This is a genomic window from Bacillus sp. R86525 (assembly GCF_042466195.1).
Classification (GTDB): Bacteria; Bacillota; Bacilli; order Bacillales; family Bacillaceae_G; genus Bacillus_A; species Bacillus_A nitratireducens.
The window spans coordinates 2668764-2693029 of the sequence record NZ_JAXHPX010000007.1 but is presented as its reverse complement, the minus strand read 5'-3'; the positions used below and the strand labels follow the sequence as shown (position 1 = coordinate 2693029).

32 protein-coding genes and 2 pseudogenes are annotated in these 24266 nt (G+C 33.7%); 7 read left to right on the top strand and 27 right to left on the bottom strand.

The window, feature by feature from the left end; genetic code table 11:
* Positions 1-8 precede the first annotated feature (8 nt).
* Positions 9-1205, bottom strand: a complete 1197-nt coding sequence (locus tag SJY24_RS16465) for an MFS transporter (protein WP_377865464.1) — start codon at positions 1203-1205, stop codon at positions 9-11.
* 132 nt (positions 1206-1337) lie between these two features.
* Positions 1338-2297, bottom strand: coding sequence for a helix-turn-helix domain-containing protein (locus SJY24_RS16460; RefSeq protein ID WP_377865463.1), 960 nt, complete (start codon positions 2295-2297; stop codon positions 1338-1340).
* Between the two features lie 135 nt (positions 2298-2432).
* Between SJY24_RS16460 and SJY24_RS16455 the strand changes: the two genes are divergently transcribed.
* Positions 2433-3278, top strand: coding sequence for an oxidoreductase (locus SJY24_RS16455; RefSeq protein ID WP_377865462.1), 846 nt, complete (start codon positions 2433-2435; stop codon positions 3276-3278).
* A 39-nt stretch (positions 3279-3317) separates the two neighbouring features.
* A pseudogene (locus SJY24_RS16450) lies at positions 3318-3827 on the top strand (GrpB family protein).
* 104 nt (positions 3828-3931) lie between these two features.
* On the opposite strand, the gene SJY24_RS16445 reads toward SJY24_RS16450, so the two are convergent.
* The 6 genes from SJY24_RS16445 to SJY24_RS16420 all read right to left on the bottom strand — a co-directional run bounded on the left by SJY24_RS16445 (position 3932) and on the right by SJY24_RS16420 (position 6790).
* The gene (locus SJY24_RS16445) at positions 3932-4309 is read right to left on the bottom strand and encodes a DUF4181 domain-containing protein (protein WP_377865461.1); all 378 of its coding nucleotides are present in this window, start codon (positions 4307-4309) and stop codon (positions 3932-3934) included.
* A gap of 19 nt (positions 4310-4328) precedes the next feature.
* Positions 4329-4769 (bottom strand): NUDIX domain-containing protein, encoded by a 441-nt coding sequence (locus SJY24_RS16440; RefSeq protein ID WP_377865460.1) that lies wholly within the window; start codon positions 4767-4769, stop codon positions 4329-4331.
* 61 nt (positions 4770-4830) lie between these two features.
* Positions 4831-5187 (bottom strand): DUF4181 domain-containing protein, encoded by a 357-nt coding sequence (locus SJY24_RS16435; RefSeq protein WP_377865459.1) that lies wholly within the window; start codon positions 5185-5187, stop codon positions 4831-4833.
* Positions 5188-5210: 23 nt separating this feature from the next.
* Positions 5211-6047, bottom strand: a complete 837-nt coding sequence (locus tag SJY24_RS16430) for a PP2C family serine/threonine-protein phosphatase (RefSeq protein ID WP_377865458.1) — start codon at positions 6045-6047, stop codon at positions 5211-5213.
* Positions 6031-6522 (bottom strand): HIT family protein, encoded by a 492-nt coding sequence (locus SJY24_RS16425; RefSeq protein WP_377865457.1) that lies wholly within the window; start codon positions 6520-6522, stop codon positions 6031-6033. The genes SJY24_RS16430 and SJY24_RS16425 overlap by 17 nt, the downstream gene beginning before the upstream one ends.
* 97 nt (positions 6523-6619) lie before the next feature.
* Positions 6620-6790 carry a glycine zipper domain-containing protein gene (locus SJY24_RS16420; protein ID WP_377865456.1) on the bottom strand — a complete coding sequence of 57 codons (171 nt, stop codon included), beginning with the start codon at positions 6788-6790 and terminating at the stop codon, positions 6620-6622.
* 195 nt (positions 6791-6985) lie between these two features.
* Here SJY24_RS16420 and SJY24_RS16415 point away from each other — a divergent pair, with 195 nt between their 5' ends.
* On the top strand, positions 6986-7222 hold the full coding sequence (locus SJY24_RS16415; protein WP_377865455.1) for a hypothetical protein: 237 nt from the start codon (positions 6986-6988) through the stop codon (positions 7220-7222).
* A gap of 48 nt (positions 7223-7270) precedes the next feature.
* On the opposite strand, the gene SJY24_RS16410 is transcribed toward SJY24_RS16415, so the two are convergent.
* Complete coding sequence (locus SJY24_RS16410; protein WP_097829383.1) at positions 7271-8107, bottom strand: ABC transporter permease; 837 nt, start codon at positions 8105-8107, stop codon at positions 7271-7273.
* The gene (locus tag SJY24_RS16405) at positions 8100-9305 is read right to left on the bottom strand and encodes a quaternary amine ABC transporter ATP-binding protein (RefSeq protein WP_000370622.1); all 1206 of its coding nucleotides are present in this window, start codon (positions 9303-9305) and stop codon (positions 8100-8102) included. The genes SJY24_RS16410 and SJY24_RS16405 overlap by 8 nt, the downstream gene beginning before the upstream one ends.
* Positions 9306-9476: 171 nt before the next feature.
* On the opposite strand from SJY24_RS16405, the gene SJY24_RS16400 reads away from it, so the two are divergent.
* The gene (locus SJY24_RS16400) at positions 9477-10334 is read left to right on the top strand and encodes a glycine betaine ABC transporter substrate-binding protein (protein ID WP_377865454.1); all 858 of its coding nucleotides are present in this window, start codon (positions 9477-9479) and stop codon (positions 10332-10334) included.
* Between the two features lie 46 nt (positions 10335-10380).
* Here SJY24_RS16400 and clpP read toward each other — a convergent pair whose 3' ends face one another.
* Together clpP and SJY24_RS16390 are read right to left on the bottom strand one after the other, a co-directional pair.
* Positions 10381-10962: an ATP-dependent Clp endopeptidase proteolytic subunit ClpP gene (clpP, locus tag SJY24_RS16395; protein ID WP_002147396.1), complete on the bottom strand. Its 582-nt coding sequence runs from the start codon at positions 10960-10962 to the stop codon at positions 10381-10383.
* 20 nt (positions 10963-10982) lie between these two features.
* The gene (locus SJY24_RS16390; protein ID WP_377865453.1) at positions 10983-11669 is read right to left on the bottom strand and encodes an RNA polymerase subunit sigma-70; all 687 of its coding nucleotides are present in this window, start codon (positions 11667-11669) and stop codon (positions 10983-10985) included.
* Between the two features lie 143 nt (positions 11670-11812).
* Between SJY24_RS16390 and SJY24_RS16385 the strand changes: the two genes are divergently transcribed.
* The 3 genes from SJY24_RS16385 (at position 11813) to SJY24_RS16375 (ending at position 13347) form a co-directional block, all read left to right on the top strand.
* Positions 11813-12133 (top strand): 2Fe-2S iron-sulfur cluster-binding protein, encoded by a 321-nt coding sequence (locus tag SJY24_RS16385; RefSeq protein ID WP_377865452.1) that lies wholly within the window; start codon positions 11813-11815, stop codon positions 12131-12133.
* A 4-nt stretch (positions 12134-12137) separates the two neighbouring features.
* Positions 12138-12800, top strand: coding sequence for a ribose 5-phosphate isomerase A (rpiA, locus tag SJY24_RS16380; protein WP_377865451.1), 663 nt, complete (start codon positions 12138-12140; stop codon positions 12798-12800).
* A 112-nt stretch (positions 12801-12912) separates the two neighbouring features.
* Complete coding sequence (locus SJY24_RS16375; protein ID WP_377865450.1) at positions 12913-13347, top strand: GNAT family N-acetyltransferase; 435 nt, start codon at positions 12913-12915, stop codon at positions 13345-13347.
* A gap of 212 nt (positions 13348-13559) precedes the next feature.
* Here SJY24_RS16375 and SJY24_RS16370 read toward each other — a convergent pair whose 3' ends face one another.
* The 15 genes and pseudogenes from SJY24_RS16370 to SJY24_RS16300 all read right to left on the bottom strand — a co-directional run bounded on the left by SJY24_RS16370 (position 13560) and on the right by SJY24_RS16300 (position 24236).
* Entirely contained in the window at positions 13560-14927 is a 1368-nt protein-coding gene (locus SJY24_RS16370; RefSeq protein ID WP_377865449.1) for a lytic polysaccharide monooxygenase, read from the bottom strand.
* A 434-nt stretch (positions 14928-15361) separates the two neighbouring features.
* Positions 15362-15889, bottom strand: coding sequence for a phosphatase (locus SJY24_RS16365; protein ID WP_377865448.1), 528 nt, complete (start codon positions 15887-15889; stop codon positions 15362-15364).
* A gap of 76 nt (positions 15890-15965) precedes the next feature.
* The gene (locus SJY24_RS16360) at positions 15966-17162 is read right to left on the bottom strand and encodes a macrolide family glycosyltransferase (RefSeq protein WP_377865447.1); all 1197 of its coding nucleotides are present in this window, start codon (positions 17160-17162) and stop codon (positions 15966-15968) included.
* Between the two features lie 92 nt (positions 17163-17254).
* Positions 17255-17932 (bottom strand): formylglycine-generating enzyme family protein, encoded by a 678-nt coding sequence (locus SJY24_RS16355; protein ID WP_377865446.1) that lies wholly within the window; start codon positions 17930-17932, stop codon positions 17255-17257.
* 32 nt (positions 17933-17964) lie between these two features.
* A complete protein-coding gene (locus SJY24_RS16350; protein ID WP_088039533.1) occupies positions 17965-18483 on the bottom strand; it encodes a DNA topology modulation protein in 519 nt (172 codons plus the stop codon).
* A complete protein-coding gene (locus SJY24_RS16345) occupies positions 18480-19409 on the bottom strand; it encodes a phosphotransferase enzyme family protein (RefSeq protein ID WP_377865445.1) in 930 nt (309 codons plus the stop codon). Before SJY24_RS16345 ends, SJY24_RS16350 begins: the two co-directional genes overlap by 4 nt.
* A gap of 26 nt (positions 19410-19435) precedes the next feature.
* A complete protein-coding gene (locus SJY24_RS16340; protein WP_377865444.1) occupies positions 19436-19822 on the bottom strand; it encodes a ribosomal maturation YjgA family protein in 387 nt (128 codons plus the stop codon).
* Between the two features lie 92 nt (positions 19823-19914).
* The gene (locus SJY24_RS16335) at positions 19915-20268 is read right to left on the bottom strand and encodes an MmcQ/YjbR family DNA-binding protein (RefSeq protein ID WP_000994618.1); all 354 of its coding nucleotides are present in this window, start codon (positions 20266-20268) and stop codon (positions 19915-19917) included.
* 15 nt (positions 20269-20283) lie between these two features.
* Positions 20284-20688, bottom strand: a complete 405-nt coding sequence (locus SJY24_RS16330) for a GNAT family N-acetyltransferase (RefSeq protein WP_377865443.1) — start codon at positions 20686-20688, stop codon at positions 20284-20286.
* Positions 20689-20723: 35 nt separating this feature from the next.
* The gene (locus tag SJY24_RS16325; RefSeq protein ID WP_377865442.1) at positions 20724-21140 is read right to left on the bottom strand and encodes a GNAT family N-acetyltransferase; all 417 of its coding nucleotides are present in this window, start codon (positions 21138-21140) and stop codon (positions 20724-20726) included.
* Positions 21141-21172: 32 nt separating this feature from the next.
* Positions 21173-21544 carry a hypothetical protein gene (locus tag SJY24_RS16320; protein ID WP_377865441.1) on the bottom strand — a complete coding sequence of 124 codons (372 nt, stop codon included), beginning with the start codon at positions 21542-21544 and terminating at the stop codon, positions 21173-21175.
* Positions 21541-22157, bottom strand: a pseudogene (locus SJY24_RS16315) (serine hydrolase). The gene SJY24_RS16320 and the pseudogene SJY24_RS16315 overlap by 4 nt, the downstream one beginning before the upstream one ends.
* Before the next feature lie 164 nt (positions 22158-22321).
* Entirely contained in the window at positions 22322-22834 is a 513-nt protein-coding gene (locus SJY24_RS16310) for a GNAT family N-acetyltransferase (RefSeq protein ID WP_377865440.1), read from the bottom strand.
* Between the two features lie 66 nt (positions 22835-22900).
* Complete coding sequence (locus SJY24_RS16305) at positions 22901-23902, bottom strand: HAAS signaling domain-containing protein (protein ID WP_377865439.1); 1002 nt, start codon at positions 23900-23902, stop codon at positions 22901-22903.
* Entirely contained in the window at positions 23889-24236 is a 348-nt protein-coding gene (locus SJY24_RS16300) for a PadR family transcriptional regulator (protein WP_002085093.1), read from the bottom strand. Before SJY24_RS16300 ends, SJY24_RS16305 begins: the two co-directional genes overlap by 14 nt.
* Positions 24237-24266: the final 30 nt, after the last annotated feature.

Sequence of the window (24266 nt, the reverse complement as noted above, 5' to 3'; positions counted from 1 at the left end):
GACAATACTCACTTCTCTATATACGCTGAGTTTGCAAGATCCCCTCTTTTTAGCCTTAATCCCAAACATATGCACATAAAGAAACCGAAAGCACCTAATCCATAAGCTGTTGTATAGCCATTTTCTCCAATAATCCATCCTGCAAGTCCTGGTCCAATCATTTGACCAACTGCATAGAAAACGGATATAAAACTAATTGCCATTGAGACATATTTCGAAGACACTTGCTTTGAAGCAGCAACTTGAATTAATAAAAGGATACCTCCGAGGCTAGAACCCCAAATAATTGCTGATATAATAAATCCAGTTATATTTCCAAATATAATTGGAATCATATCACCTATTACAGCTAATAAAAGCGCAATACTTAACGCCTTCTTTATACCAACCCGATCTGAAATCAATCCCCAGGCAGGAGCTCCTACGATTGAAAACATACCTGCAATCGCATAAACGGTTCCCGAAATTGATGCCGAAATACCATTATCAATCATAAAACTAGTTTGATATATATTCGGGATTAAATAAACTAAACCAACAATAAAATACATCCACGCAATTACATATAATTCTTTCGTTTTCCATAAAAACGACTTATTATTCCTTTCCCCCTCATCTTCAGTAACTTCTGGATTTTTCAAAACAATTGAGGCAACGAATACAACGATACATGTAATAACGCCAAACAAAAGCCACGAACCACGCCAACTATACTCTGGAAATGTACGTACTATATAAGGAACAATTATTCCACTAAATAGCATGCCTATGCCGGCACCGCTTAATAATAGTCCCATTACAGTTCCTCTTTTGTCTGGAAACCATCCTACAGTAATTGACATGAGTGGTGTATATACAAGAGCACTACCTGCTCCAGCACATAACATACAAATAGAAGCTATCAAAAATGAAGAAACAAATGCCAATCCTATTAAACTTATAACGACGAGCCAACTCCCTATTAATAAAACTGATTTTGCTCCAAAACGAATGGTGAGTATTCCAGATGTTCCTACTGTTAATAAATAACCTAAAAAGAGTATGGTTCCTAGCATACCTGATTGAGCTGTAGACAAACTGAGTCCTTCCTGCATAAATGGCAATATAATTCCATATGCCATACGAGCAAATCCAGTCGTTGTTATAATAAGAAACATCCCTGTTAATATAAATAGCCAAAAATGCCTTTCATTCTGCTCTTTCATTTAAATTCCTCCATAAAAAGTTATTTCCAATTGGATGAATTGGATGTTGTTTGTAATTATAATAACCATTACAAAAAGCAACTACCAAATAACGGAGGAATTTACGGTATAGCGGATTATTCCTGTTTTACGTTAATAAATACGTAAAAGTTTTGATGGATTCATTCCATACTTTTTACGAAATAACTCTGAAAAATGACTGACATTATTGTACCCAACTGCAAATGCCGTTTCGGTCACATTACTATTTCCCGAACGTAGTAAATCTATCGCATGTTCCATACGTTTTTCTCGTAAATATGCAAATGTAGACATCCCAAATAATTCTTTAAATCCAATTTTTAATTTATAATCATTCAATCCTACTATTTTAGCCAATTCTAATAACGATGGGGGTGATTCCATTCGTTGAAGTAAAATTTCTTCAGCCTGTTTTATTTTATTCAAATCCTTTTTTGATAATTGACTCCTTTTATTTGCGTCGCAATCATTAAGCAACACTCTCCCAAAATGTATAGAAAGCAATTCGAGCGCTTTACTTTCTAATTCTAGTTGACTAATACGATCCTTTTGGGGATGCTCTATCATTCTCTTAATAAGATTAGATGTTATAGAATCAATTGGATTTTGAAACTTTTTAAAAGATTGATTTCCTAATATAGAATGAAAATCAAGACTTTTTTCAATAGCATTATTCATCATGAAATGATTAAATAATTGTACAGGAATCCCAATTGCTAATGAATATAGAGGCGTTTCTTTTTCATATTCAAATAACACATCAAAATCATTCATAAAATATAAATAACTATTTCCAGTCATTAATTCATACGAGGAATGGCCAACTTGCACTTCTCCGAACCCTTGTAAACAAAAATTAAGCTCCACCATTGCTGCATCAGATGTAAACTGGATGCGATGATTTTTATGAAATTGATAATTTGATAACACAATTTCCATTCCTGAAAATGAAGTCCATCTTCGTATTTCACCCTTACCTATTGTTTTGGGCATATTCATACGCCTTTCCTCTACAACTTGTAAACCATGAAAGTATTTATGAAAAATATCATGAAAACCGTTAGTCTCCATGAAATCCACACTCCTTTTATGTGAAAACTAAATTTAATTGATAACTATTTTCAATTATAACAAATGTCTTTATACAATAAATAGATTTTATCCCCATAACTCGTTATGATAAAAGAAAAAGAAAGCGAGCGACCAATGAATAAAAAAATCGCGATTATTACAGGGGCATCAAGTGGATTCGGCCTATTAACGACACTTGAACTTGCGAAAAAAGACTATTTAGTCATTGCTACAATGCGAAATCTTGAAAAACAAGTAGTCTTAATATCTCAAGCTACTAAACTCCACTTACAACAAAACATAAAAGTTCAACAATTAGATGTAACAGATCAAGGCTCTATACATAGCTTCCAATTATTTTTAAAAGAAATAAAAAGAGTAGACCTTCTCATTAATAATGCAGGATATGCAAATGGGGGCTTTATCGAAGAAATCCCAGTGGAGAACTACCGTAAACAATTTGAAACAAATCTTTTTGGAGCTATATCCACCACGCAACTTGTCTTACCATATATGAGAAAGCAGAAAAGCGGAAAAATCATTAATATAAGCAGTATTAGCGGGCAAGTAGGATTCCCTGGTCTATCTCCTTACGTTTCTTCAAAATATGCATTAGAAGGCTGGAGTGAATCCCTTCGCTTAGAAGTAAAGCCTTTCGGAATAGACGTTGTCTTACTTGAACCTGGTTCTTATAACACGAACATATGGGAAGTTGGTAAACAATTAACTGAAAACCAATCTGATACAACCTCCCCTTACAAAGAATATATGGATAAAATACAAAAGCACATAAACAATGGCAACGATACACTTGGTAATCCGATAGATGTTGCAAATAAAATCGTAGAAATTGCTGAAGCAAGGCGTACTACATTACGATACCCAATTGGGAAAGGTGTAAAATTTATGATCTTTGCGAAGAAGGTTCTTCCTTGGAGATTGTGGGAGTTTCTTGTATTGAGGAGCTTTAAGAAAATGTAAGTAACTTTATTGAAAAAATATGTAAGGGGTGCTAATTAAATGCTAGGTTTACCCTATGGTAAAGTGTTTTTAGTTCCGTGATCTGAAGAGTGGGAATTTGAATTTTCAAAAGAAAAACAATTGATTGAGGAACAAATTGGAAAATATATTTTAGCGATACACCATATCGGAAGTACTTCCATCCCGCATTTAAGCGCAAAACCTATTATTGATATTGCGATTGAATTAAAAGATTTCAAAAGTGGTCTAAAATGTATTACAAACCTAGAGCAATTACATTATAAATATAGAAAAGATGTATTACCCGAAAGGTATTATTTCAATAAAGGTGAGCCAAGAACTCATCAAATTCATATGTATGAACGAGGGAATCCATATTTAATAGAACAATTAAGTTTCAGAGATTATTTAAAAAACAATACAACTTCTCGTATGCAATATGAACAGTTAAAGATTCAACTTTCAAAAGCTAATCCTAATGATAAACATAAGTATGCAGAAGATAAGACAAGTTTCGTTAAATCCATATTAGCCAAAATAAATGATTAAATTAAGAAGACCGAATTTCATATACATAATAAGAAACCATTTAGCGGTAAATGGTTTCTTATTAATTAGTTATCCTATTATTTGTAACATAAATAATTATTTTATTATGCAGCAGGTGGAACAAAATATACTATTATCGAAATCATAAATATATATGCGACCAATCCAATTATCGAAAGAATATATTCTTTCGATTCTCTATCATACTTCCATTCCATCCATGCTCTTAAGATCCATGTGATCCCTAAATAAGTGAAAATGGCATAAGCCATTTTAGAGTTTTCAAATTTAAACATATAATAACAAGCTATCAAATACATAATAATTAGTCCTATTTCTAATTTTACATGTAAACTATTCACATGTTTATACCCAAAAAGCCCTCTCTTCTCCATATTCAACTTTTTTCTTAAAAACTGTTCTAAAAAATAACCACCTATACAAGCTCCAATAATAATAATAAAAATAGTAGAGATTCCCATTGTTATCCCTCCCATTACTTTATTTATTTTTAGAAATAAAGTGGACTATATTACGGTTATCCTCTTCTAAATAACTTACAATCCCTTCAGGATATGTTGGCCTCTCCTTTAATTCCTCTTTACTTTTCCATAATAATTTAATATCCTCATGTTCTTTATGTCTTATTTCATTTATAAATATTTTTCCAACAGTTCCCCAATATATCAATGTACAATGATGTCCTTTTTCGTTGTTCCAATCAAAAATTTGCTCATTTACACAAGCTAATTCTTGAACAAAGACTATTAAATTATATTCTTCCAGTAGTTCTCGTGTTATTGTTTCTTTTGCTGTTTCACCAAATTCAATGGATCCACCTGGAAAACGATAAAATGATTTGTTCTCATCACATTGAACAAGTACTTTAGAATGATCTTCATTTAAAATCATTGCTTCTGCACGTAATCGAGGGCTTTTCATTTCTTCTCTCCCTTTAATTGCTCATTATATGACATTGCTATAGGGCTGTAATTAATACGTATTAAATAAGAAAATATAGAATCAGCCCTGTTATCATTAACGATACAGCCCCACCTAAGGACATCAAGAACTCCCTCGATTCCCTGTCATATTTCCATTCCATATATGCATCAAAACTATATAACGTAATTAAAAACAGAAAAGGTAGAAAGCCCATGTATAGGGGATTTGAAAGAGAAGAACATATAATAATAACCACTATATAAGAAAAAATAATAATTCTGTTTCCCCATTTATGAAACTTGTTCACATATTTATTATTCCATCCTTTTTGTTTCGGTATATTCAGCTTTTTTCTCACTATATTTTCTAAAACAACTAAGAATAAGATCCATAAAACTAATACAATGACTTTCACATGAAACAGAGAGGTATCCTCCTTTACTTAATCGTTTGGACTTTCTCCGGCTGATCACTCGGATACGTAGCATATGCATCATTTTCATAATCCCAACTAATAATGGTCGCACTATCTCGTCCTAATTGATGATGAACGTGTTCTAAAACATTGTGAACATGTTCTTTAAGCTCTACATTATTTCCATTCATATCATTATAAAGATTTAATGGAGCTTCATAACGGCGTTCCCCGCATTCTAATACCCCATCTGTCACCATTACAATTCGATTCTTTCCAATACGTAATTCACGAATTCCTGAAGAATAGCAAGGAACGGTTAAATCAAATGTGTTTACATTTCCAATCCATTCGTAAAAGTGGCGTTGATTCAATGTATATTGTCCTAATTTATGTAGTTCATCATGAAATACATAAACTAGGCAATCGCCTACGGAAAGCCACCATATGTAATTTTCTTTTCTTACACATATTAAGCAAGCTGTTTCACCTTTTACTCTTTTGCACTTTTCTTTAAATGAGAAGGATTGAAAAATTGTAAGTATATGATTTTCAACAGATCGAAATGCTGTTTCAATCGGTTCATTCATAATTACTTTTATATTTTCATATTCTGCTTGAATCGTACTTACTATTAAATCAACACTTTCTGCACTATTATGTCCGTCTAATATAACGGCGAATTCCCAATCGCCATTCGACCAAACTAATGCACCGTCTTCATTCTTTTTTGCTCCGGCACTTATTTTCCCGCCGTATTTACCAAGTACGATATCACCATATTGCTTTACTGAAACTTCATCTAAACACATTTCTCTACTTCCAACCCATGAATATTGTGTATTATTTATTGTATGCATACTCATTTACCATATACTTTCGTATTCTTTCGCATAGTTTTTTAATTTTCTCTGAATCTCCATGTGGTGCACCAGTCCAATTTGCTACTTCAGTTGGTGACCAAAACTCTTTTGGTGTATTTGGATAACGCGGTATAATGTGCATATGCATATGCGGTACACCATTCCCTGAAACAAAAGTGTAAATATGTTCTGCTCCTTCGCTTTCTTTTAGCGCTTTACTTACTCTACTTGTTATCAGTCCGAATGCCTTTGCCTCATCTTCATTTAATTCAGCAAGACCAGGTACATGTCTCTTTATATCAATCATTACATAACCAAGATATGTTTCTTCTGCATCCCAATGAACATGTCCAACGTAAATGAGTTCATCTTCGTAAATAGCTCCACCTGGAACTGTAATGTTTCCTCTATGTTTTTCGCAAATAAAGCAGTTTTGTTCTACTTGATTGTTAGTTGACATATCCATCACCATCCTTTTTATTTATAATATCATAAAAAAAGGAAAAATAGGATTTATATTCCGAAAATTCTTTCTTTTAATTCGGCAATTTTTGAAATGAATTTACACCTCATTCTTTCTTCAAAAATGCAATCCCAATTATGACCCCAATCACAATTCCGATTACTAAATTATTTGTAAAGTACCCCTGAAATACACCGATTACAATCCCTATACCGACACCTATTGCCAAGGCATCATTTCTTTTTTTATTTTTAGCCAAAATTGCATCTCCTCTCATCATTTCTCCCTAAATTGCATAGATTCACTATCTCACTTGAATATTTCCAAAAAATGCACTTTAACTTTACATATAATATTTTCCATTTTCTATACATACTCCTTTTATAATGAAAAAATTTCAAGTAACCATTAATTATACATAGGCATTTACTATAAGAAAGATCCGTAATTTATTTAAGGAGGAACGATTCAAATGCATCCTCATTGGAATCCAAATATAAATCAACAATATGTTTATTCACCCCATACCGCAAGGAATACACTGCATTATGATTCGCAATACATGATGCAGCGCATCGCAAGTCTTGAAAGCCAATTAGCTAAATTGATTTCTTTAATTGAAGAAAATAATCATTTAATAAAATCAATGGAACAACAGCAAAACCAAGTTTGTGCACCAGCTGGAGGTTCTGTTATTGTTCGTATGTAATTCGAATTCAAAAAAACACACTTTGTAGTATAAAGTGTGTTTTTCGCATTATTTTCTTTTTGTATGAAATCCTTGTGTAATTCGGTCTAATATAATCGCAATTACTACGATAGCTAGTCCAGCTTCAAATCCCATTCCGATATTTACTTGAGTAACAGAGCGATATACATCGACGCCAAGTCCTGGTGCTCCTACTAGTGAAGCTGTTACAACCATTGATAGCGAAAGCATAATACTTTGGTTCACTCCAGCCATGATCGTTCCAGTTGCGAGTGGTAGTTGTACTTTAAATAATTTTTGTGATGCGGTAGAGCCAAATGCATTCGCAGCTTCAATTAAATCTTCTGGAACTTGTCTAATTCCTAAGTCTGTAAAACGAATTGTCGGTGGCATAGCGAAAATTACTGAAGCAATAATACCAGGTACAACGCCTACACCAAAAAACGTAATGGCTGGTATCAAATAAACGAAGGCTGGCATTGTTTGCATGAAATCTAATGTGGGCTTTAAAAACTTTGAAAAGCGTTCATTTTGAGATGCTAAAATGCCAATTGGAATTCCGACAATAATTGAAATAATAACTGAAGTAAGAACGAGTGCTAATGTTTGCATCGTTTGTGCCCAATAGTTAATATTTAAAATAAATAATAATCCAATAAGTGTAAAAATAACTAAAGATAATTTTCTCGTTGTGTACCAAATGAGGAAACATAAGATGATAATCATCAATATAGCTGGTATTATTGTTAAAAAATTAGTGAGTAAATCAACGAATCCGCCGATAATATATGAGAAGCCTCGGAACAAGCCTTCAAAGTGCTCATATAAACTTGCAACAAATGAATCGACCCATTCGCCTAACGGAATGCGTGGAATATTATTCATCGTCTTTCACCTCTTCCTCGATGTTTCCTGCAAGAGCTTGAATGACACTTTCACGTTTAATAATTCCTCTTAACCTTTTCTTTTCATCAATTACCGGTAATGGATATTTCATCTCCGCCATTTTTGCATACGTTTCTTCCAGTAATGTATCTAGATAAACGTGTGGAATATCGTTAAGCAATAAATCAGCAATTGGCCACTGTTTTTGTACCGCTTTACTTGCATCATCCGCAGTTAATATACCTAAAAATTCATATTTTTTGTTTACAACATAGACAGTAGAAACACCTGCGTTCCTCATAATTTGAAGTGCTACACGCGGTCCACGATCAATTAATAACGTCTCTGGTCGTTTTAATATAGATTCCGCCGTAATTACTTTTCCTAAATTTACGTCCGCAACAAACTTCTCAACAAATTCATTGGCAGGGCTCATCATAATTTCTTCCGGCGTTCCAATTTGAACAATTTCTCCATCTTTCATTAACGCAATCCGATCACCAATTCGAAGCGCTTCATCTAAATCATGCGTAATAAATATAATTGTTTTCTCCATTTTATCTTGTAGCTCTAACAATTCATCTTGCATTTCTTTTCGAATTAGTGGATCTAAAGCACTAAATGACTCATCCATTAACAATACATCTGGATTATTTGTTAATGCCCTTGCGATTCCAACACGCTGCTGCATACCGCCACTAAGTTGACTAGGGTAATTATCTTTATGATGATCGAGTCCTACTAACTGTAGCGATTCTAACGCCTTATTTTCTCGTTCCTCTACTGGAACTCCTTGAATTTCTAACCCGTACGCAACGTTTTGTATCACTGTACGGTGCGGAAATAAAGCGAACTTTTGAAACACCATGCTCATCTTCGTTCTTCTCACTCTTCGCAACTCTTCTTTTCCCATCGTAGCGATGTCTTCACCATCTATGTATATATGCCCTGCTGTCGGTTTAATTAATTGATTTAGCATTCGAACTAACGTTGATTTTCCGCTACCGGATAACCCCATAATAACGAAAATTTCTCCGGTGTATACTTCAAACGTTGCCTTTTTCACACCAACGTTCATTCCTGTCTCTTTTAAAATTTCCGATTTGCTTTTCCCTTCTTTTAATAAGGTAAGCGCTCTTTGCGGATGTTTCCCAAATACTTTTGTTACATTTTCAACACGTACCTTTGTATTATCCATGTCACTACTCCTTTTCTATCCATCTATTTACATAGTGTTGCGATTTTGCAAAGAAATATTACATAAAAATGACATTCATAAGCTTTCTTTAAAATTCTCGTTTCCGTTCATAATAAGAATGCTTACTTATACATTTATTTAAAGAGGCAAACGTTTCTTAGGAGGGTTTCAATGAGAAAGAAAATATGGCTTATATGCCTTGCATTATTTATTACTATGATTTTCACTTCATGTAATGCAACAAATGCAAATTCGAAAGGAAAAATTAAACTTGGTGTAACAAGTTGGAAAGAAAATATTGCAACTGCAAACATGTGGAAAGTTTTATTAGAAGAAAAAGGCTATAAAGTTGAGCTCATGTATTTAGAAAAGGCTGCGATTTGGACTGGTGTTGCTCGTGGTGATGTCGATGCAAATTTAGAAGTATGGCTGCCTGTTACGGATAAACCGCTAAATGCTCGTTATAAAGATGATATTGTCTTAAAATCAAAATGGTATGAAGGCACTGGACTAGGTTTAGTCGTCCCTTCTTATATGAAAAACATAAACAGCATAGAAGATTTAAACGCACATAAAGATGAGCTAGATAATAAAATTGTTGGGATTGAACCAGGTAGTAGCCTTATGAATTTAACGGATAAAGCAATGAAGGCCTATGATATAAAATTAAAACTTGTCCAATCTTCAGAAGCTGCGATGATGAGCGAACTCAAGAAGGCATATACGAAAAAGAAACCAATCGCTGTTACGCTTTGGAATCCGCATTGGGGCTTTTCAGAATTTGACTTAAAATATTTAAAGGACCCTAAGAAAGTATATGGTGAAAAAGATGACATTTATTACTCCGTTCGCAAAGGTTTCGAAAAAGATCATCCGGATATTGTGAAATACTTTGATCAATGGAAAATGAACGATGAACAACTAGGTACTTTAATGGTCATGCTAAATAAAACGAAAGATCCGGAAGAAGCCGCGCGAAAATGGATTAAAAAAAATCAAGCTTTAGTTGATGAATGGGTAAAAGAATAACAAAAATAGGCTAGGGAATTTATCATATTCTCTAGCCTGTTTCATGTTATTTTTTCTCAATAACTGCATCAACAATTCCATATTCCTTCGCTTCTACTGCCGTCATAAAATAATCTCTTTCTGTATCATGAGCTACCTTTTCTACTGGTTGCCCTGTTCGATCAGATATGATTTTGTTAATATCATGTTTTAACTTCAATATTCTTTTTGCTGTAATTTCAATCTCTGTTGCTTGCCCTTTTACACCGCCGAGCGGTTGATGAATCATGATTTCACTGTTAGGGAGCGCAAATCTTTTTCCCTTTGCGCCAGCTAATAGTAAAAGCGCACCAAATGATGCCGCAAAGCCCATGCAAAGTGTTTGCACATCTGGTTTAATAAGGTTCATCGTATCTAATATTGCAAATCCCGCTGTCGTTGAACCGCCCGGACTATTGATATACAGGAATATATCTTTTTCTGCATCTTCCGCTTCTAAAAATAATAATTGTGCTACTACACTGCTTGCAACTTGATCGTTAATTTCTGAACCAATCATAATAATTCGGTCTTTTAATAATCTTGAATATATATCATAGGAGCGTTCTCCTAATTTCGTTTGTTCTACTACGTAAGGAATTGCATTCATATTAAATCCCTCCATCTATTTTATGCCGCACTAAGCATACAACTGTAAGAAGAAGGTTTTTTCATACTGAATAATAACACAGGTTGTATTGATGGTAACTTAGTGAAGTCTATTGTTGGGAGAAGTTTCGTCAACAATTCAGGTCTTTCTTCACGAATAGAAGTTACAACGATTTCAACATCATCCGTGTACTCCACTATTTCAATGCCTTCTTCACTTACAGTTTTCAGCCTATTTCTACTCCTAAATAACGATGCTTTTACTGCACCTTCTGATACCGAACATACTTTAGCGATATCCCCGATACTATACTGAAAAACATCCTTCAATAATAAAATTACAGATTGTTGCACATTTAACGAAGACAATACTTTCCCTACCATTTCATGCAAATCTGCAATTTTTTCATGCGGTTCTTCAAATGTAATTTGCTGTGCTAACTTTTCTTGAACGGATTTTGATTTCATTTGATCTAACCATTGATTTCGAGCAATTTTATACAGAAGCGTTATACAAATTTTCTTCTCACTATACTTTTGAAGAACTTTGCAAATTGCTTCTTGGGCAAGGTCTTCCCCATCCCATTTATTCTTCGTCAAAAACGTACAGTATCTTTTTACCTCTGCATAATGTTCAATTAATAAATTTATATTTGAATTATTCATATCGATATGATTCTTTAAAACCTGAGTTACTTTTGTGCACAAAATAACCCCTCCTTTTCAGCGCTTACTTATTAAACGATTGAACAAATAAAAAAGTTACGGTGCTTTTAATAAATTTTATGTTTATGTTCATGAATACGGGTCATAAATATGTTATATAGAATTTTACATGAGGAGGAATCAATTTGCCAAAATTAACAGTGGAAGGTACCGGAACTTTTGATATTAAAGAAGGAACGAAATTAGTATTAGCACTTGAAGATAACGGTGTACACATTCTTCATCGTTGCGGTGGCAAAGCCAGATGTACAACTTGCCGAATTGAAGTCATTGCAGGTGATTTTTGTGAGGCGACAAATGATGAAAAACAAGCTATTACGGAAAAAGGAATTGAAGACCACTTACGATTATCGTGCCAAATGCGTGTACATAAAGATATTACTGTTCGCCCTATACTTACAGTTGAAAATTCCGGTTTAGAAGCTGGACCACGCCCAGCGGAGTAAAATGATGAATTTAAAACAGCTTGCAGGCGAATATGCTGCTGGCTTTGTAAAAGATGGTATGACGATTGGACTTGGTACGGGTTCAACCGTATATTGGACGATACAAAAGTTAGGTCACCGTGTACAAGAAGGGTTATCTATTCAAGCTGTACCGACATCAAAAGAAACTAAAGTATTAGCAAAACAATTATCTATTCCGCTAATCTCTTTAAATGAAATTGACATACTTGATCTCACAATTGATGGAGCAGATGAAATTAATTCGAATTTACAGTTAATAAAAGGCGGCGGTGGTGCATTACTTCGTGAAAAAATTGTTGCCTCTTCCTCTAAAGAACTTATTATTATTGCAGATGAATCTAAACTCGTTTCACACTTAGGTGTCTTTCCACTTCCTATTGAAATCATCCCCTTCTCTTGGAAGCAAACTGAAAAGCGAATGCAAGCTCTAGGATGCGAAACACGTTTACGTATGAAAGATGGCGGACCTTTTATAACTGATAACGGCAATTTAATTATTGATAGTATTTTTCCAAACAAAATATTGAATCCAAATGACACACATACAAAGTTAAAGATGATTACCGGTGTAGTTGAAACAGGATTATTTATCAATATGACGAGCAAAGCGATCATCGGAACAAAAAGCGGTATAAAAGAATATTAACCATTTTAAAAACTGACTTTCGCAAGTCAGTTTTTTCTTTGTGCTTTTATAGCATTACAGTATGATATACTATGAAAACACATTCATATCACACTAGAAAGGGCTGAACAATTTGCAATCCAAACTCATAACAGAACTTACAGATTTAGAAACTGCCTTTCACATTCGAAAAGAAGTCTTTGTAAAAGAACAAGGTGTCCCACTTGAGGATGAATTCGATACATTTGATGAAATCGGTGAGAGATGTAAACATATTTTAGTTTATTATAATGAGCTTCCTGTAGGGACTGGTCGTATACGATTCGTTGACGGAATGGGTAAACTAGAACGAATTTGTATTTTAAAAGACTATCGCAAATACGGATTAGGCAAAGTTATAATCAAATCAATAGAAGAGATTGCTCGTAACAATGAAGCAAACAAAGTTAAACTACACGGTCAAACACAAGCTGAAGGGTTTTATGAAAAATTAGGCTATCAAACTTCTTCCGACGTATTTATGGAAGATGGAATTCCGCATATTCTTATGACGAAAGTGTTATCATAATAGAAAGGTTACTATATGATTCTACATTATGTATTCGTATAGTAACCTTTCTGTAGCTTATTCGTTTGAAAGTCTCTTTGATGAATATTCTAGATTAATACAAAAAGACGACGCTGAATACGTCGTCTTTTTTATAAGCAGAAAAGTTAATTCTCAAGCTTCCTTTTTTTGCATCAAAGCCCATCATCTTTCATTTCATTTTGAGGTAAAGTTTACACTGTTTTCCATAAGGATAAAGCAAAAATCCAGTTTGGATCCCCATGTCCTTCATAATTCTGGACTGCTTCATACACTTTTCCCTCGTGTAAAACTCTATCTCCCTTTTTATATGCTTGCTTTGCATCCCACGCTTCATATGAAGCGCTTTCAGTTTTTGTAGTAATTGTGAACGTATCACTTTGTACGGATTCATTTCCAACTACATCCACTGCTTTCACTGCATATTTATAAGTAGTATTAGCGAGTAAATTTTTATCCATATAAGAAGTCGTATTGGATGTTGCAATTTTTTTCATTGTTCCTTCTATTTCTCTATAAATATCGTAATAGTCTACTCCAACGTTATCATCAGATGGACTCCACATTAAATCCACACTTGACGCTGTTGTTCCCATGCTATGTAATCCTTTTGGTTGTGTTGGTGCTTCTGTATCAGGAGCCTCAACTGTTGTTTTCACTGTAAGCGCTGTACTTTCTTTCGATACATTGCCAGCTGCGTCAATTGCTTTTACAGTATAAGTGTATTCTGTACTTGGTTTTAATTGTTTATTAATAAAATGAGTGCCTAGTACAGTGTCAATCATCTCTCCGTTACGGAAAACTTGATATCCTTTCACCCCTACATTATCCGTAGAAGTGTTCCATGTTAGTTCTATACTATTTGCTGTTACTTTTTGTGCCTGAAGTCCATTTGGAATACTTGGAGCTTCTGTGTCTGGTTTCACATTGTTGATGAGGTTAACATCAATTACATTATAGAATGCATTTACTGTATCAGCTACATCCCATACTGCTAAAATTACATGATATCCACTACGGTCAGTAGGTACATTGATTTTGTGAGTTAAATTATTTGAAGCTGCAGAACCATCATGTTGTACAGTGCCAATTGGCTCAAAGTCTGCTCTTGTTAGTACTTTATTTGGATTCCATCCTTTTTTTGTAATATAGTAGTGCCATTTGCTTGTTAAGTGAGGCGCTGTATACTTCCAAGTAAATGTATTTTCCCCACCAGTGATTGTATTTTTAAACCAACGATCCGCTGCTTGTTGATCTAAAATACCGCCAAATTTGCCACCTGCAGAAGCGATTTGCCCATCAACTGGGCCACCTTGTGGGAATCCTTTTGGAGCTTCTAAACTTTGTGGTTCATACATAACACTTCCGCAGTTTACATTTAGAGCACCATAAGTTGGGCTACATAAAGCGGAACGGCTACCAGGCTTTTCAACAAAGCCGTGCGCGTATGCATTTTGAGGAATAAGTGTCGTGCCGATAATTCCAGCTGTTAATGCAACAGCTCCAATCCTTTTTTTGTTCATTTTCAAGTTTTGTAGTTGTTTTAAAAATCGATTATTCATGTTCCTGTCCCCTTCTTGTTATACTTCGTAGTGTAATGTGGGCTTTGATGTAAAAGAATAACAAGAGTAAATCTTATTTCGTGTATGCGTAAATATGCATACACCGTCGTAAAGAAACATTTCATTTCTTGTGAAATATTTCACTTACTGAATATATCATGACATAGAAATCACCTAAATGTGTGCAGAAGTTGTGCAGAAACAGTGAATTCATTACTAAAACATAAAGCAAAGTCCTAAATTTTCAAAGTAGCAGTAAGTAGCAGAAGTTGTAAACCTTGTAAGAAAAAAGGCTAGATACATGCATTTTTGTATATAGGAATGAATTGCACTAATACTTCTTGAAATACTTCATGATTAACTTACTACGCATGAGAATGTGAACTGATGTTATTTTGAAACACCTTTCCATCTTCCTATTCGATATATTCATCTCATGATGTTTCATACAGCTTGTCACACTCTTCACCGTATTGGATTTTTAATTTTTCTATTAAACTTGTATCTGGTGAAACAATGTCAATAACGTCTGTACTTATATACAATAAATAAGTATCGTTATAAAAAGAAATATACGCTTGCTGACCACCATTAACGACATACTTGCAATACTTATATACTTCATCTTCATGTACACCTTTAATCGTAGTAAATATGATTGTACTTTCAAGATCATCAACGTCTACTTTCGTTTCTGTCCAATTCTTAATCTTCATGAACCTTCCAATTTTTGTTTTCTCATTTATTCTCTTACTTTTACCATATGTTATATAACCGGAAATAAATGAAACATCAATTGTATCAGGACTTTTAAAAAGTGCAGTCAAAATCCCTCTTAATCCTCTCAAATTACCCCCAAATAATTCTATATCGAATCTAATTCTATTTTTCGCCTCCACTTGAAAAAATGGTGTAGCTGTCATATCAGCAAAATTTACATCTAGTATTTTCATTCTTTCCATTTCATCAATTCCTCGCTTCATATAACATAAAAGTGTCTATATCATTTAATATAGACACCCTTTCACATGTATAGCTTTAATAACGGCCTGTAAATTTAAAAATTTCATCAACTGCTTGCTTATACCCACCTGATTTTCGGAGAGACTCCTTCAAATTCAAAGCAGCTTCTTTACATGACGGATTATTTAATACTATTTCTACACTTTCACTTAGTTGATCCGCAGTTAATCCTTGCATTTGCAATTTAACTCCTGCCCCGAGACTCTCCACTTGCTTCGCAATTACTGGCTGATCCGCACTTTGCGGAATTACAATTAGTGGCACCCCATTATAAAGTCCTTCATGTGTACTGTTCATCCCGCCGTGTGTAATAAATAGTTTCGTATATTTGAGAAGTTCAGTTTGTGGTACATAGTTTTTCACAATGAAGTTTTTAGGGATATTACCTAAATCACTTATTTCCGTTTTGTTGCCAATAGACATAACAATTGTATGCTTACTATTCTCGAACGCCTTCATACAAAGTTTATAAAAATCAAGCGCTTCATTAAAAACAGTACCTAATGAAATGTAAATCAGGCTTTTTTCTTCAATTGAAGTGTAATCAAAACCTTCATTTTTTACTTGTGTAGAGATAGATGGACCCACAAATTTGAATGTTTCATTAAATTCATCCCCAAAAGGTTGGAACTCCTTAATTGTATACACAATAGTAAGTGAAGCTGGATTACAGAAAACTTCATACGGTGAGTTTATATCAACACCATATTTTTCTGTAATTCCATTAGTTAAATTTTCAAAATCATTATGTATTCTATCCTGAATTTCCAGTGGGATATTTTTAGAAAGATGGTCTAACATTTGTTTAAATGATTTTTCATCTTGTGCAAAAGATGTGCATGAATTTATGGCCGGAAGATTAAGAATTTGGGCAATTAAATGACCACAGCCAAACATAGAATCATGAATCATGTAATCAAAATGTTCTCCTTCAATTTGTTCTAAAACACTAGGTATTACAACATCCGTTGTATGTAGAAGGCCGTTTATTCTTTCCTGTAAATAATTTCGACCACCGGACAGAAATGCTTGTATAAATTTTTGATCATCAATCGTTCGTACAGTAGCACCTGTCTTCTCAATACGCTCCCTGAAAGCTTCTATTGAAAAATAAACGACCTCTTCACCGCGAGAAATCAGTTCTTCTACAACATGTAATGTTGGATTTATATGTCCTTCTGATCCAGCGTTAATGAATAAAACACGTGCCATTCAAAACACTCCCTAAATTTTAAAATTTCTATGTTGTAAAGAGTATGGATACTTTCCATACTCTTTACGGTGTTATATGTATCATTTTCCTGCTAAATTGACCTAGCAAGCCTAAAACCAAGATCATCTATATGAAATGTAGGATGACTACGACGGCGACAAGTGGCACCGCAACCTCTAGCTGCTTCAGCCCAACTACCACCACGAAAAATGCGGTATGACCCGTACACTGTTTCATCATACAAATCATAGCACCATTCCCAAACGTTCCCTAACATATCATAAAGTCCCCATGCATTCGGCTCTTTTTTACCGACGTCATGAATTTGTCCATTTGAATTTTCATTATACCATGCTATTTTCTGAAGTTCCCCATACGTATATCCCGTCGTACCTGCTTTACATGCGTATTGCCACTCTGCCTCAGTCGGTAATCGATAGCCATTTGAATGTAAGTTACAACTAACCTTTTTCCCATCATCTTGTATAGAATAGTACTCTGTAAACCCTGCTATTTTAGACAGTAAATTACAAAAAGCAATTGCATCATGCCATGAAATATTTACAACAGGTTTATTACCATTTTCATTACCATTTAGTGCACGATTCGTAATTGCGTAATATAATTCCGCTGTTACAACATACTTTGCAAGAAGAAATGGTTTTATTTGAACTTGCCATTCTTTTTTTATTCGATCATCTCTTAATTCTACTTTTCCTGCTGGAATTTTCACCATATTAGAATCAACCGGGCCAATGAATCTATTCAATCCTATCCCCCCATGTTACTTCTTTTTATAATCTAACTATTTATGGTATCGTGCTTCTCTAAAAATAGTCTTACTTCATTTGAAGATTTTAAAATAATAACATCTGTATCCTTACTCAATTGATTTAGCCTCTTTAAAATTGAAGGGCGTTTAGTTTTAGGATATTCCCATATCCATTTGAAAAATTGCAAGTCAAACCTTTCTTCACATCCAGCACCCATATCCGGTCTTGTTTTATTACGATATTGCACAATTCTTTTAAAAGCACGATAAACACAAATTGTTCTATGAATATCAAGAAAGATAATTGTATCAGCTGCGTTAATTCTTATGTCCATTGTCCCGCCATAATTCCCATCAATAATCCACTTTTCCCCTTTAACTAATTCATTTTGAACCGTTCTTTGCTCCTCTTTCGGTACACCCTCCCAATTTGGTTTCCAAAATAGTGCATCAAGATGATGCACCTTAATATTTAATTTATTCCCTAACTGTTTTGCTAATGTAGATTTTCCTGAACCACCAGAACCAATTAATATAATTTTTTTCATATGAGTACGATTCTTTCTATAGATTCTTCAATATCTTCCTTATTAGCAAAAATCCATAAAAACATCTCTTCATTTAACTTTAGTAAATCTTTTAACTGAACAAAATAAGTAATAAATATAACTTGAATTGAAAGCATTACATACCAAATTGATTGTAGTTCTTTTCTAGTTAAAATGTTTTGCTTATAATATCCTCTAAAAATTCCACTTACAATTTGTAACCATTTCCTTCTTAATTTTTCATCACTAAATATCTCACTTAAAATACTTGTACAGCAATAGCATAAATCGAATACTCGAACGTTTTCTTCTAGAAGCTCAAAATCGATAAACCCTTGAAAATCACTTTCTCTAAAGATTACATTTGATAAGTGCATATCGCGATGAATAATTTGTTTCGGTAATGAGTGAACCATTTCCTTGAAAGTTGTATGTATTTGATCCATTTTTTGAATTACATCCTGATGAACATGCTCATTCTTTACTAAATTCGGTAAAGCCCATTCGTATACCACTTTATATAACTCTCTTTTTATTAACTCGTTAGCACTATTCACTGAATTTAGTTCGTGATGTAAATTAGCTATTTCCTCTCCAATTGTGCTTCCTAGCACTTTTAGCTTTTCTGTATCTTTTATTTCTAGTACACTTCCGGCAACATATTCGTACAAACAATAATACTTCTCTTTATAAAATACGTACCTTTCATCATTTCTCGTTTTTACTAATTTTTGTACTTTAGCTCCTTTTTCATCAAGCTGTTCTAATACATTTAGTTCAACTAGAAACTGTTTTATCGATCCCTTTCCCTTTAAAATATACGCTTTATTATTACAATGAATCTTCGTTACGTTTGGTTGAATTTCAGTAGCTGTGACATCTTTATCTTGAAACCAAAACTTTGCAATCTCTAATATATCCTTCATGTACAAATCCCCCTTTTTAAAGTCACTTATTTCTTCCGTAATATATACTCGCAAAACATTCCGACTCCAACACCAATTGTGTAAGCCACTAAATCACTCCATAAAAATCCGTAACCTAATACGAGTCCACCTAAAGTCGTTGCGCGAATGCTATCAATCCATTCCGCATGGTACAATTGGCTAATTTCAATCCCGTAGCAAAATATTAAACTAATAAAAGCTAATTTCTTCGTTTCTATTTTAGGAAACAGAAATCCGAATCCGACGAAAATCATTAATGTCCATAAAGCATCACCTAAGTACTCATTTAACAAATCTGGTAACGCAAAAGCAAACTTTCTTGAACTAAGACCTAAAATAATAACAACTATAGTAAACACTGCATATAGTAATCTATTTCGTTTCGTATTCATTTCAAAATCCCCTAATATATAATGTAAAACTGCAAATAGCTAGTAAAATATAATCATTTTACTAGCTATTTATAGTCGACTTCACTTTGTATTTAATCCAATAACTCTTGTTGCTTTTTCTTTGAAAAGGATTGTAATACTAAATCATACGACCAATCTATCATTTTATTAATTTGTTCTTGTCCTACATCCTTATGTATGTACACTGTATTCCAATGCTTTTTATTCATATGATATCCAGGAATTATTGTTTCTGGGTAATCTTCTCTTATTCGTAAAGAAAGTTCTGGATCACATTTTAATGTAATCGCAGCTTTTTCCCCTTCTTCATGGTTCACTATCGCAAATATTTTATTATTGAGCCTCATACATGTTGCACTCCAGCCATCTGGAGAATCTTCTGTCGCTTTTCTTTTCGATAAACAATACGCTCTTGTTGCATTCATTCTAATTGGCACCTCTTATTCTTTCACTATTTGATTACGATGCATCACAATTTGCTTCGTCGCTTGAAATTGCTGTTCACCATAAAACTTTATTAGTTTCTCGCCGCAAAATAAACTAACAATATCAATATGAGAAATCTCTTTCAGTAACAATGTTAGCATCTTCTCACCAATTCCTTTGTTTCTTACACTCTCATGTACGACAACATCTTCAATATACGCCCGAAAAACACCGTCAGTAACAACTCTAGCAAATCCAATTAATTCGTTTTCTTCCCATACTCCAATAGCTATACTATTCTTTAACATTTTTTCAATATCGACTTCTTTTCTTTCTGGCCACCAGCCTACAGAATCGTAAAGTTTCTTTATTTTTTCTACACAGATTGGTTGTTCATGTTGTAATTTATACGTGTACATTTTCTTTCTCCCATCAACTAGTATACATAATATTATTATAATCTCTTTTCTAAAAAGTGTTGACTATGCCCTTTAGGATGATCTTCAACGACCCCAAATTCTCGATAACCGTGCTTTTTATAAAAATCTGGTGCTTGGAAACTAAATGAATCTAGTAAAATGAGTCTACATCCTTTTTCCATCGCAATTTCTTCTATTGTATGTAACAATTGACTACCATAACCACCATGACGAGCTGATTCATCCACCCATAAAAAATCGATATGAAGATGATAAAAATACATCGTTCCTGTTACCCCGCCAAAGATTTTTCCATCTTCATCTTTCACTACGAAGCTTACTTGTTCCATCGGTTGCTTTACTTCATCTTTTAATATGGACATGTTATATTGAATTACTTTATTTTTAATGTATTCTCCTTCAGTGCGAGTACCATTCTCTATGCTTTTCATATATTTCTTCCTTTCAACTTAGTAAGCTACATTTAATTTTTACTTCTTCTCTTTAATATACTGATGAATATAAATCCAGCATATGTAACAAAGCATGAAAAACCAATTATCCCTGGCACAGAGACATAGCCTGTTCTCACATAACTTATAACGGCAAAACTAGCGATTAATAATAAAATAGATGGCCAAAATATAAGAGCTGTTTTTCTTCGTCTTTGTCTCGATGTACTTTCTTTAACTTCAGAAACACGTGTACCAAAAAGCAATACAATACAAATGAGAATCGCTGCAAAATAAATTGTATCTAATGACAAAGTGTGATCATATAGCGCAATTCCAACTTCAAGAGTAATAATCGTAATGATTAAAATAATGATTGTTGAGGTCTTTAAGTTTCGTTTCAATCCCTCACCCCTAATATACTTTTACTGTATTCTTTGTATACGTACCTCAAAGCTTCTATAACGATTTCATCAACTTGTTTATTATCAGATCGATTAGGTAAATCTCTTCCCCCAATTACATAAAGAAACGGAAATTCATGAAACATTCCTATTATACCAATATTTATTGTAGCCGTGGGTAATCCACCTGTCATATGTGCTAGATGATAATAAGGTATACCTTCATACTCTCCTTGTTGTCTTACCATTCCATTAATAATAGGCTCCCATAATTCTGGTTCTGATTTGTAGCCTTGAAAAATGTGTACTAAAAGTGAATGTACTTGATTTAACTCTCCAATATTTTGTTCATCTCTAGGGTTTTCTTGTATAACTGCGCACTATCTTCATTTGGATTATACTTAATGTCATGAAGTGTATCACTCCAACTAATTAGTTTATCCTTTACCATCTTTGCTACTGCAAATCCAATTGCCACTTTTGCTGCTGATGCTAAAGGAACGTATAGCTCATTGTTATGGGTAGCAACTATATTTCCATTCTTTGTTGAATAAACAAGTATTCCAACTTGACCAATTTGTATTTCTTTTATTTTTCCAATGACAGCCTGCATATTCATCCCTCTTTTTATATCGTTTTATCATCTTCTCAAAATTCGATATAGAATATAAGAATCCTTTTTTCCTAAATGATAATCATGAATACAATAAGAAAAAGATAGTATGAAATTTCTTCACACTACCTTTTAAAATTAATTAATACGCATAACGAATGCATCTATTCTTCGATAGGATTTCCAGGTCCGTTAAGCTCCAATTGATAAAAAGCTAAATCTAGCCATCCATTGAACTTATAACCAGCCTTTCTTATTGTTCCCGAATAAACAAATCCGAAGGTTTTATGCATTGCAATGCTTTTTTCATTTTCCGCATCAATTCCAGCAATTAAGGTCATATATTCTCTTCCTTTTGCAATTGTGATTAATTCTTCCATTAAAAAGGACCCAATTCCATTTTTTCTATATTCCTTATCAACATACACAGAATGTTCAACTGAATATTTATAGGCAGGCCATGCCCTAAAGGGGCCAAATGTCGCAAATCCTACTACTTTATTATCTAGCTCGTAGACTAAAATCGGATAGCCATCAGCCTTTTTTTGTTCATACCAATCTATTCTATTTTCAAGGGTTACAGGTTTGTACGCATATACAGCTGTTGAATTAAGGATTGCATCATTATAAATATCTAAAATAAATGTTACATCTTTTTTCATTGCTTCCCTTATCATTGTTTTCTTCCTTTCATAATGACCTTTCTTTCAACTGATCTACCTAATAATAAAACAAATTTATTTTTACAACCGAATTCTAGATTTTCGAAAACCATCAATTGCATTTAGTACCGCAGATAATATGGAGATAATTATCCCTCCACCAATTAACCACGTTTTAAATTCCTCTGGAGAAATTGTAAACACATTTGCCACATACGTAATGAATCCTTCGTTAAATAAATGAGGATTTACTACAAGTACAATGAACACTATTGTTCCAGCTATTTGAAGAAATGCATTCCCAATTGCCAATCTTTTCGTCCATTGTCCTTGCACTAACTTATAAAGAGATATAGCTACTTCGAAAACAATCATAATTACAACGATTGGCCAGTACTGAAGTAAAACATCTTGATTAAAAGTTGGCGCGACAAACTTCAATCCACTTGCCGTACCATTATATACGCCAACAAGATAATTCGCATAAAAGTAAAGTGTAGCCCACACTGCTGTCCACATCAAACCTCCAAAAACTTCAAACTTTGAGATTGACTTTTTCTTTGGAACATACGAGATATTTTTCAAATCATCAGGTGTCCATTTTTTTAAACTTGTCGTCAACGGTTGGGTGCCTTTGTCTTTATCTGTTCTTTCTAAAATAGCAAATACAAGTGTCAACCAGAAAAATACATGGAGGCCTACTTCGACAATTTCGCCAATGCCTTTACCTATCAATTGTAAAATAACATTTAATACTGCTTGATCACCAGTATAGCCTATAAAATTTTCTGCAACCATTGAAATGAGTGCGATAACAGCTGCAATTGGTATGATCATTTTTAATAATGTCGTATACACATCAAAATAACGTGGTCCAATTAAATGCATCGGTCTATCCAAATACCCATTAGCCAATGAAACTGGGCTCCCCAATTTTTCAAGGACACTCTTTACATCTTCCTCATTGTACTCATCAGGTAACATATCCTCTATTGTCGACCGTATTTCAAGTGTAATATCTTCACGATTTTTTTCAGGTAATCTCTTCGCAACTTCCTGGACGTACATATCAATCAAACTCATTCTCGTCCTCCTCCTTTAATAGGTTATAAAGTTCTTTCGAATCCTTTATCCACTCCTTTTTCAATTGTAAAAATATCTCTAATCCATATTCACTTAAAACATAATACTTACGAGGTCTACTCTCCGTTTTATCCCAACTACTCGTCACTAGCTCCTGCTTTTCTAATCGGCGAAGTAGTGGATATAAAGTGCTTTGATCTATCATGATTCCTGATTGCTCCAATAATTGGACAAGCGAATATCCATATTGCGGCGTTCTTAGTTGACTTAAAACCGCTAATGTCAATGTCCCTCTCCTTAGCTCAGTAATTAATGAATTTAATAAAGTATCCATTCACCCACCTCATTTCTATTACTATATGTC

Bases quoted from the DNA above. Each gene is read 5' to 3' on its own strand.
- SJY24_RS16465 (WP_377865464.1), bottom strand. From the start codon at position 1,205: ATGAAAGAGCAGAATGAAAGGCATTTTTGGCTATTTATATTAACAGGG.
- SJY24_RS16460 (WP_377865463.1), bottom strand. From the start codon at position 2,297: ATGGAGACTAACGGTTTTCATGATATTTTTCATAAATACTTTCATGGT.
- SJY24_RS16455 (WP_377865462.1), top strand. From the start codon at position 2,433: ATGAATAAAAAAATCGCGATTATTACAGGGGCATCAAGTGGATTCGGC.
- SJY24_RS16445 (WP_377865461.1), bottom strand. From the start codon at position 4,309: ATGGGAATCTCTACTATTTTTATTATTATTATTGGAGCTTGTATAGGT.
- SJY24_RS16440 (WP_377865460.1), bottom strand. From the start codon at position 4,769: ATGAAAAGCCCTCGATTACGTGCAGAAGCAATGATTTTAAATGAAGAT.
- SJY24_RS16430 (WP_377865458.1), bottom strand. From the start codon at position 6,047: ATGCATACAATAAATAATACACAATATTCATGGGTTGGAAGTAGAGAA.
- SJY24_RS16425 (WP_377865457.1), bottom strand. From the start codon at position 6,522: ATGGTGATGGATATGTCAACTAACAATCAAGTAGAACAAAACTGCTTT.
- SJY24_RS16420 (WP_377865456.1), bottom strand. From the start codon at position 6,790: ATGAGAGGAGATGCAATTTTGGCTAAAAATAAAAAAAGAAATGATGCC.
- SJY24_RS16415 (WP_377865455.1), top strand. From the start codon at position 6,986: ATGCATCCTCATTGGAATCCAAATATAAATCAACAATATGTTTATTCA.
- SJY24_RS16410 (WP_097829383.1), bottom strand. From the start codon at position 8,107: ATGAATAATATTCCACGCATTCCGTTAGGCGAATGGGTCGATTCATTT.
- SJY24_RS16405 (WP_000370622.1), bottom strand. From the start codon at position 9,305: ATGGATAATACAAAGGTACGTGTTGAAAATGTAACAAAAGTATTTGGG.
- SJY24_RS16400 (WP_377865454.1), top strand. From the start codon at position 9,477: ATGAGAAAGAAAATATGGCTTATATGCCTTGCATTATTTATTACTATG.
- clpP (WP_002147396.1), bottom strand. From the start codon at position 10,962: ATGAATGCAATTCCTTACGTAGTAGAACAAACGAAATTAGGAGAACGC.
- rpiA (WP_377865451.1), top strand. From the start codon at position 12,138: ATGAATTTAAAACAGCTTGCAGGCGAATATGCTGCTGGCTTTGTAAAA.
- SJY24_RS16370 (WP_377865449.1), bottom strand. From the start codon at position 14,927: ATGAATAATCGATTTTTAAAACAACTACAAAACTTGAAAATGAACAAA.
- SJY24_RS16365 (WP_377865448.1), bottom strand. From the start codon at position 15,889: ATGGAAAGAATGAAAATACTAGATGTAAATTTTGCTGATATGACAGCT.
- SJY24_RS16360 (WP_377865447.1), bottom strand. From the start codon at position 17,162: ATGGCACGTGTTTTATTCATTAACGCTGGATCAGAAGGACATATAAAT.
- SJY24_RS16350 (WP_088039533.1), bottom strand. From the start codon at position 18,483: ATGAAAAAAATTATATTAATTGGTTCTGGTGGTTCAGGAAAATCTACA.
- SJY24_RS16345 (WP_377865445.1), bottom strand. From the start codon at position 19,409: ATGAAGGATATATTAGAGATTGCAAAGTTTTGGTTTCAAGATAAAGAT.
- SJY24_RS16340 (WP_377865444.1), bottom strand. From the start codon at position 19,822: ATGAATACGAAACGAAATAGATTACTATATGCAGTGTTTACTATAGTT.
- SJY24_RS16335 (WP_000994618.1), bottom strand. From the start codon at position 20,268: ATGAATGCAACAAGAGCGTATTGTTTATCGAAAAGAAAAGCGACAGAA.
- SJY24_RS16330 (WP_377865443.1), bottom strand. From the start codon at position 20,688: ATGTACACGTATAAATTACAACATGAACAACCAATCTGTGTAGAAAAA.
- SJY24_RS16325 (WP_377865442.1), bottom strand. From the start codon at position 21,140: ATGAAAAGCATAGAGAATGGTACTCGCACTGAAGGAGAATACATTAAA.
- SJY24_RS16310 (WP_377865440.1), bottom strand. From the start codon at position 22,834: ATGATAAGGGAAGCAATGAAAAAAGATGTAACATTTATTTTAGATATT.
- SJY24_RS16305 (WP_377865439.1), bottom strand. From the start codon at position 23,902: ATGAGTTTGATTGATATGTACGTCCAGGAAGTTGCGAAGAGATTACCT.
- SJY24_RS16300 (WP_002085093.1), bottom strand. From the start codon at position 24,236: ATGGATACTTTATTAAATTCATTAATTACTGAGCTAAGGAGAGGGACA.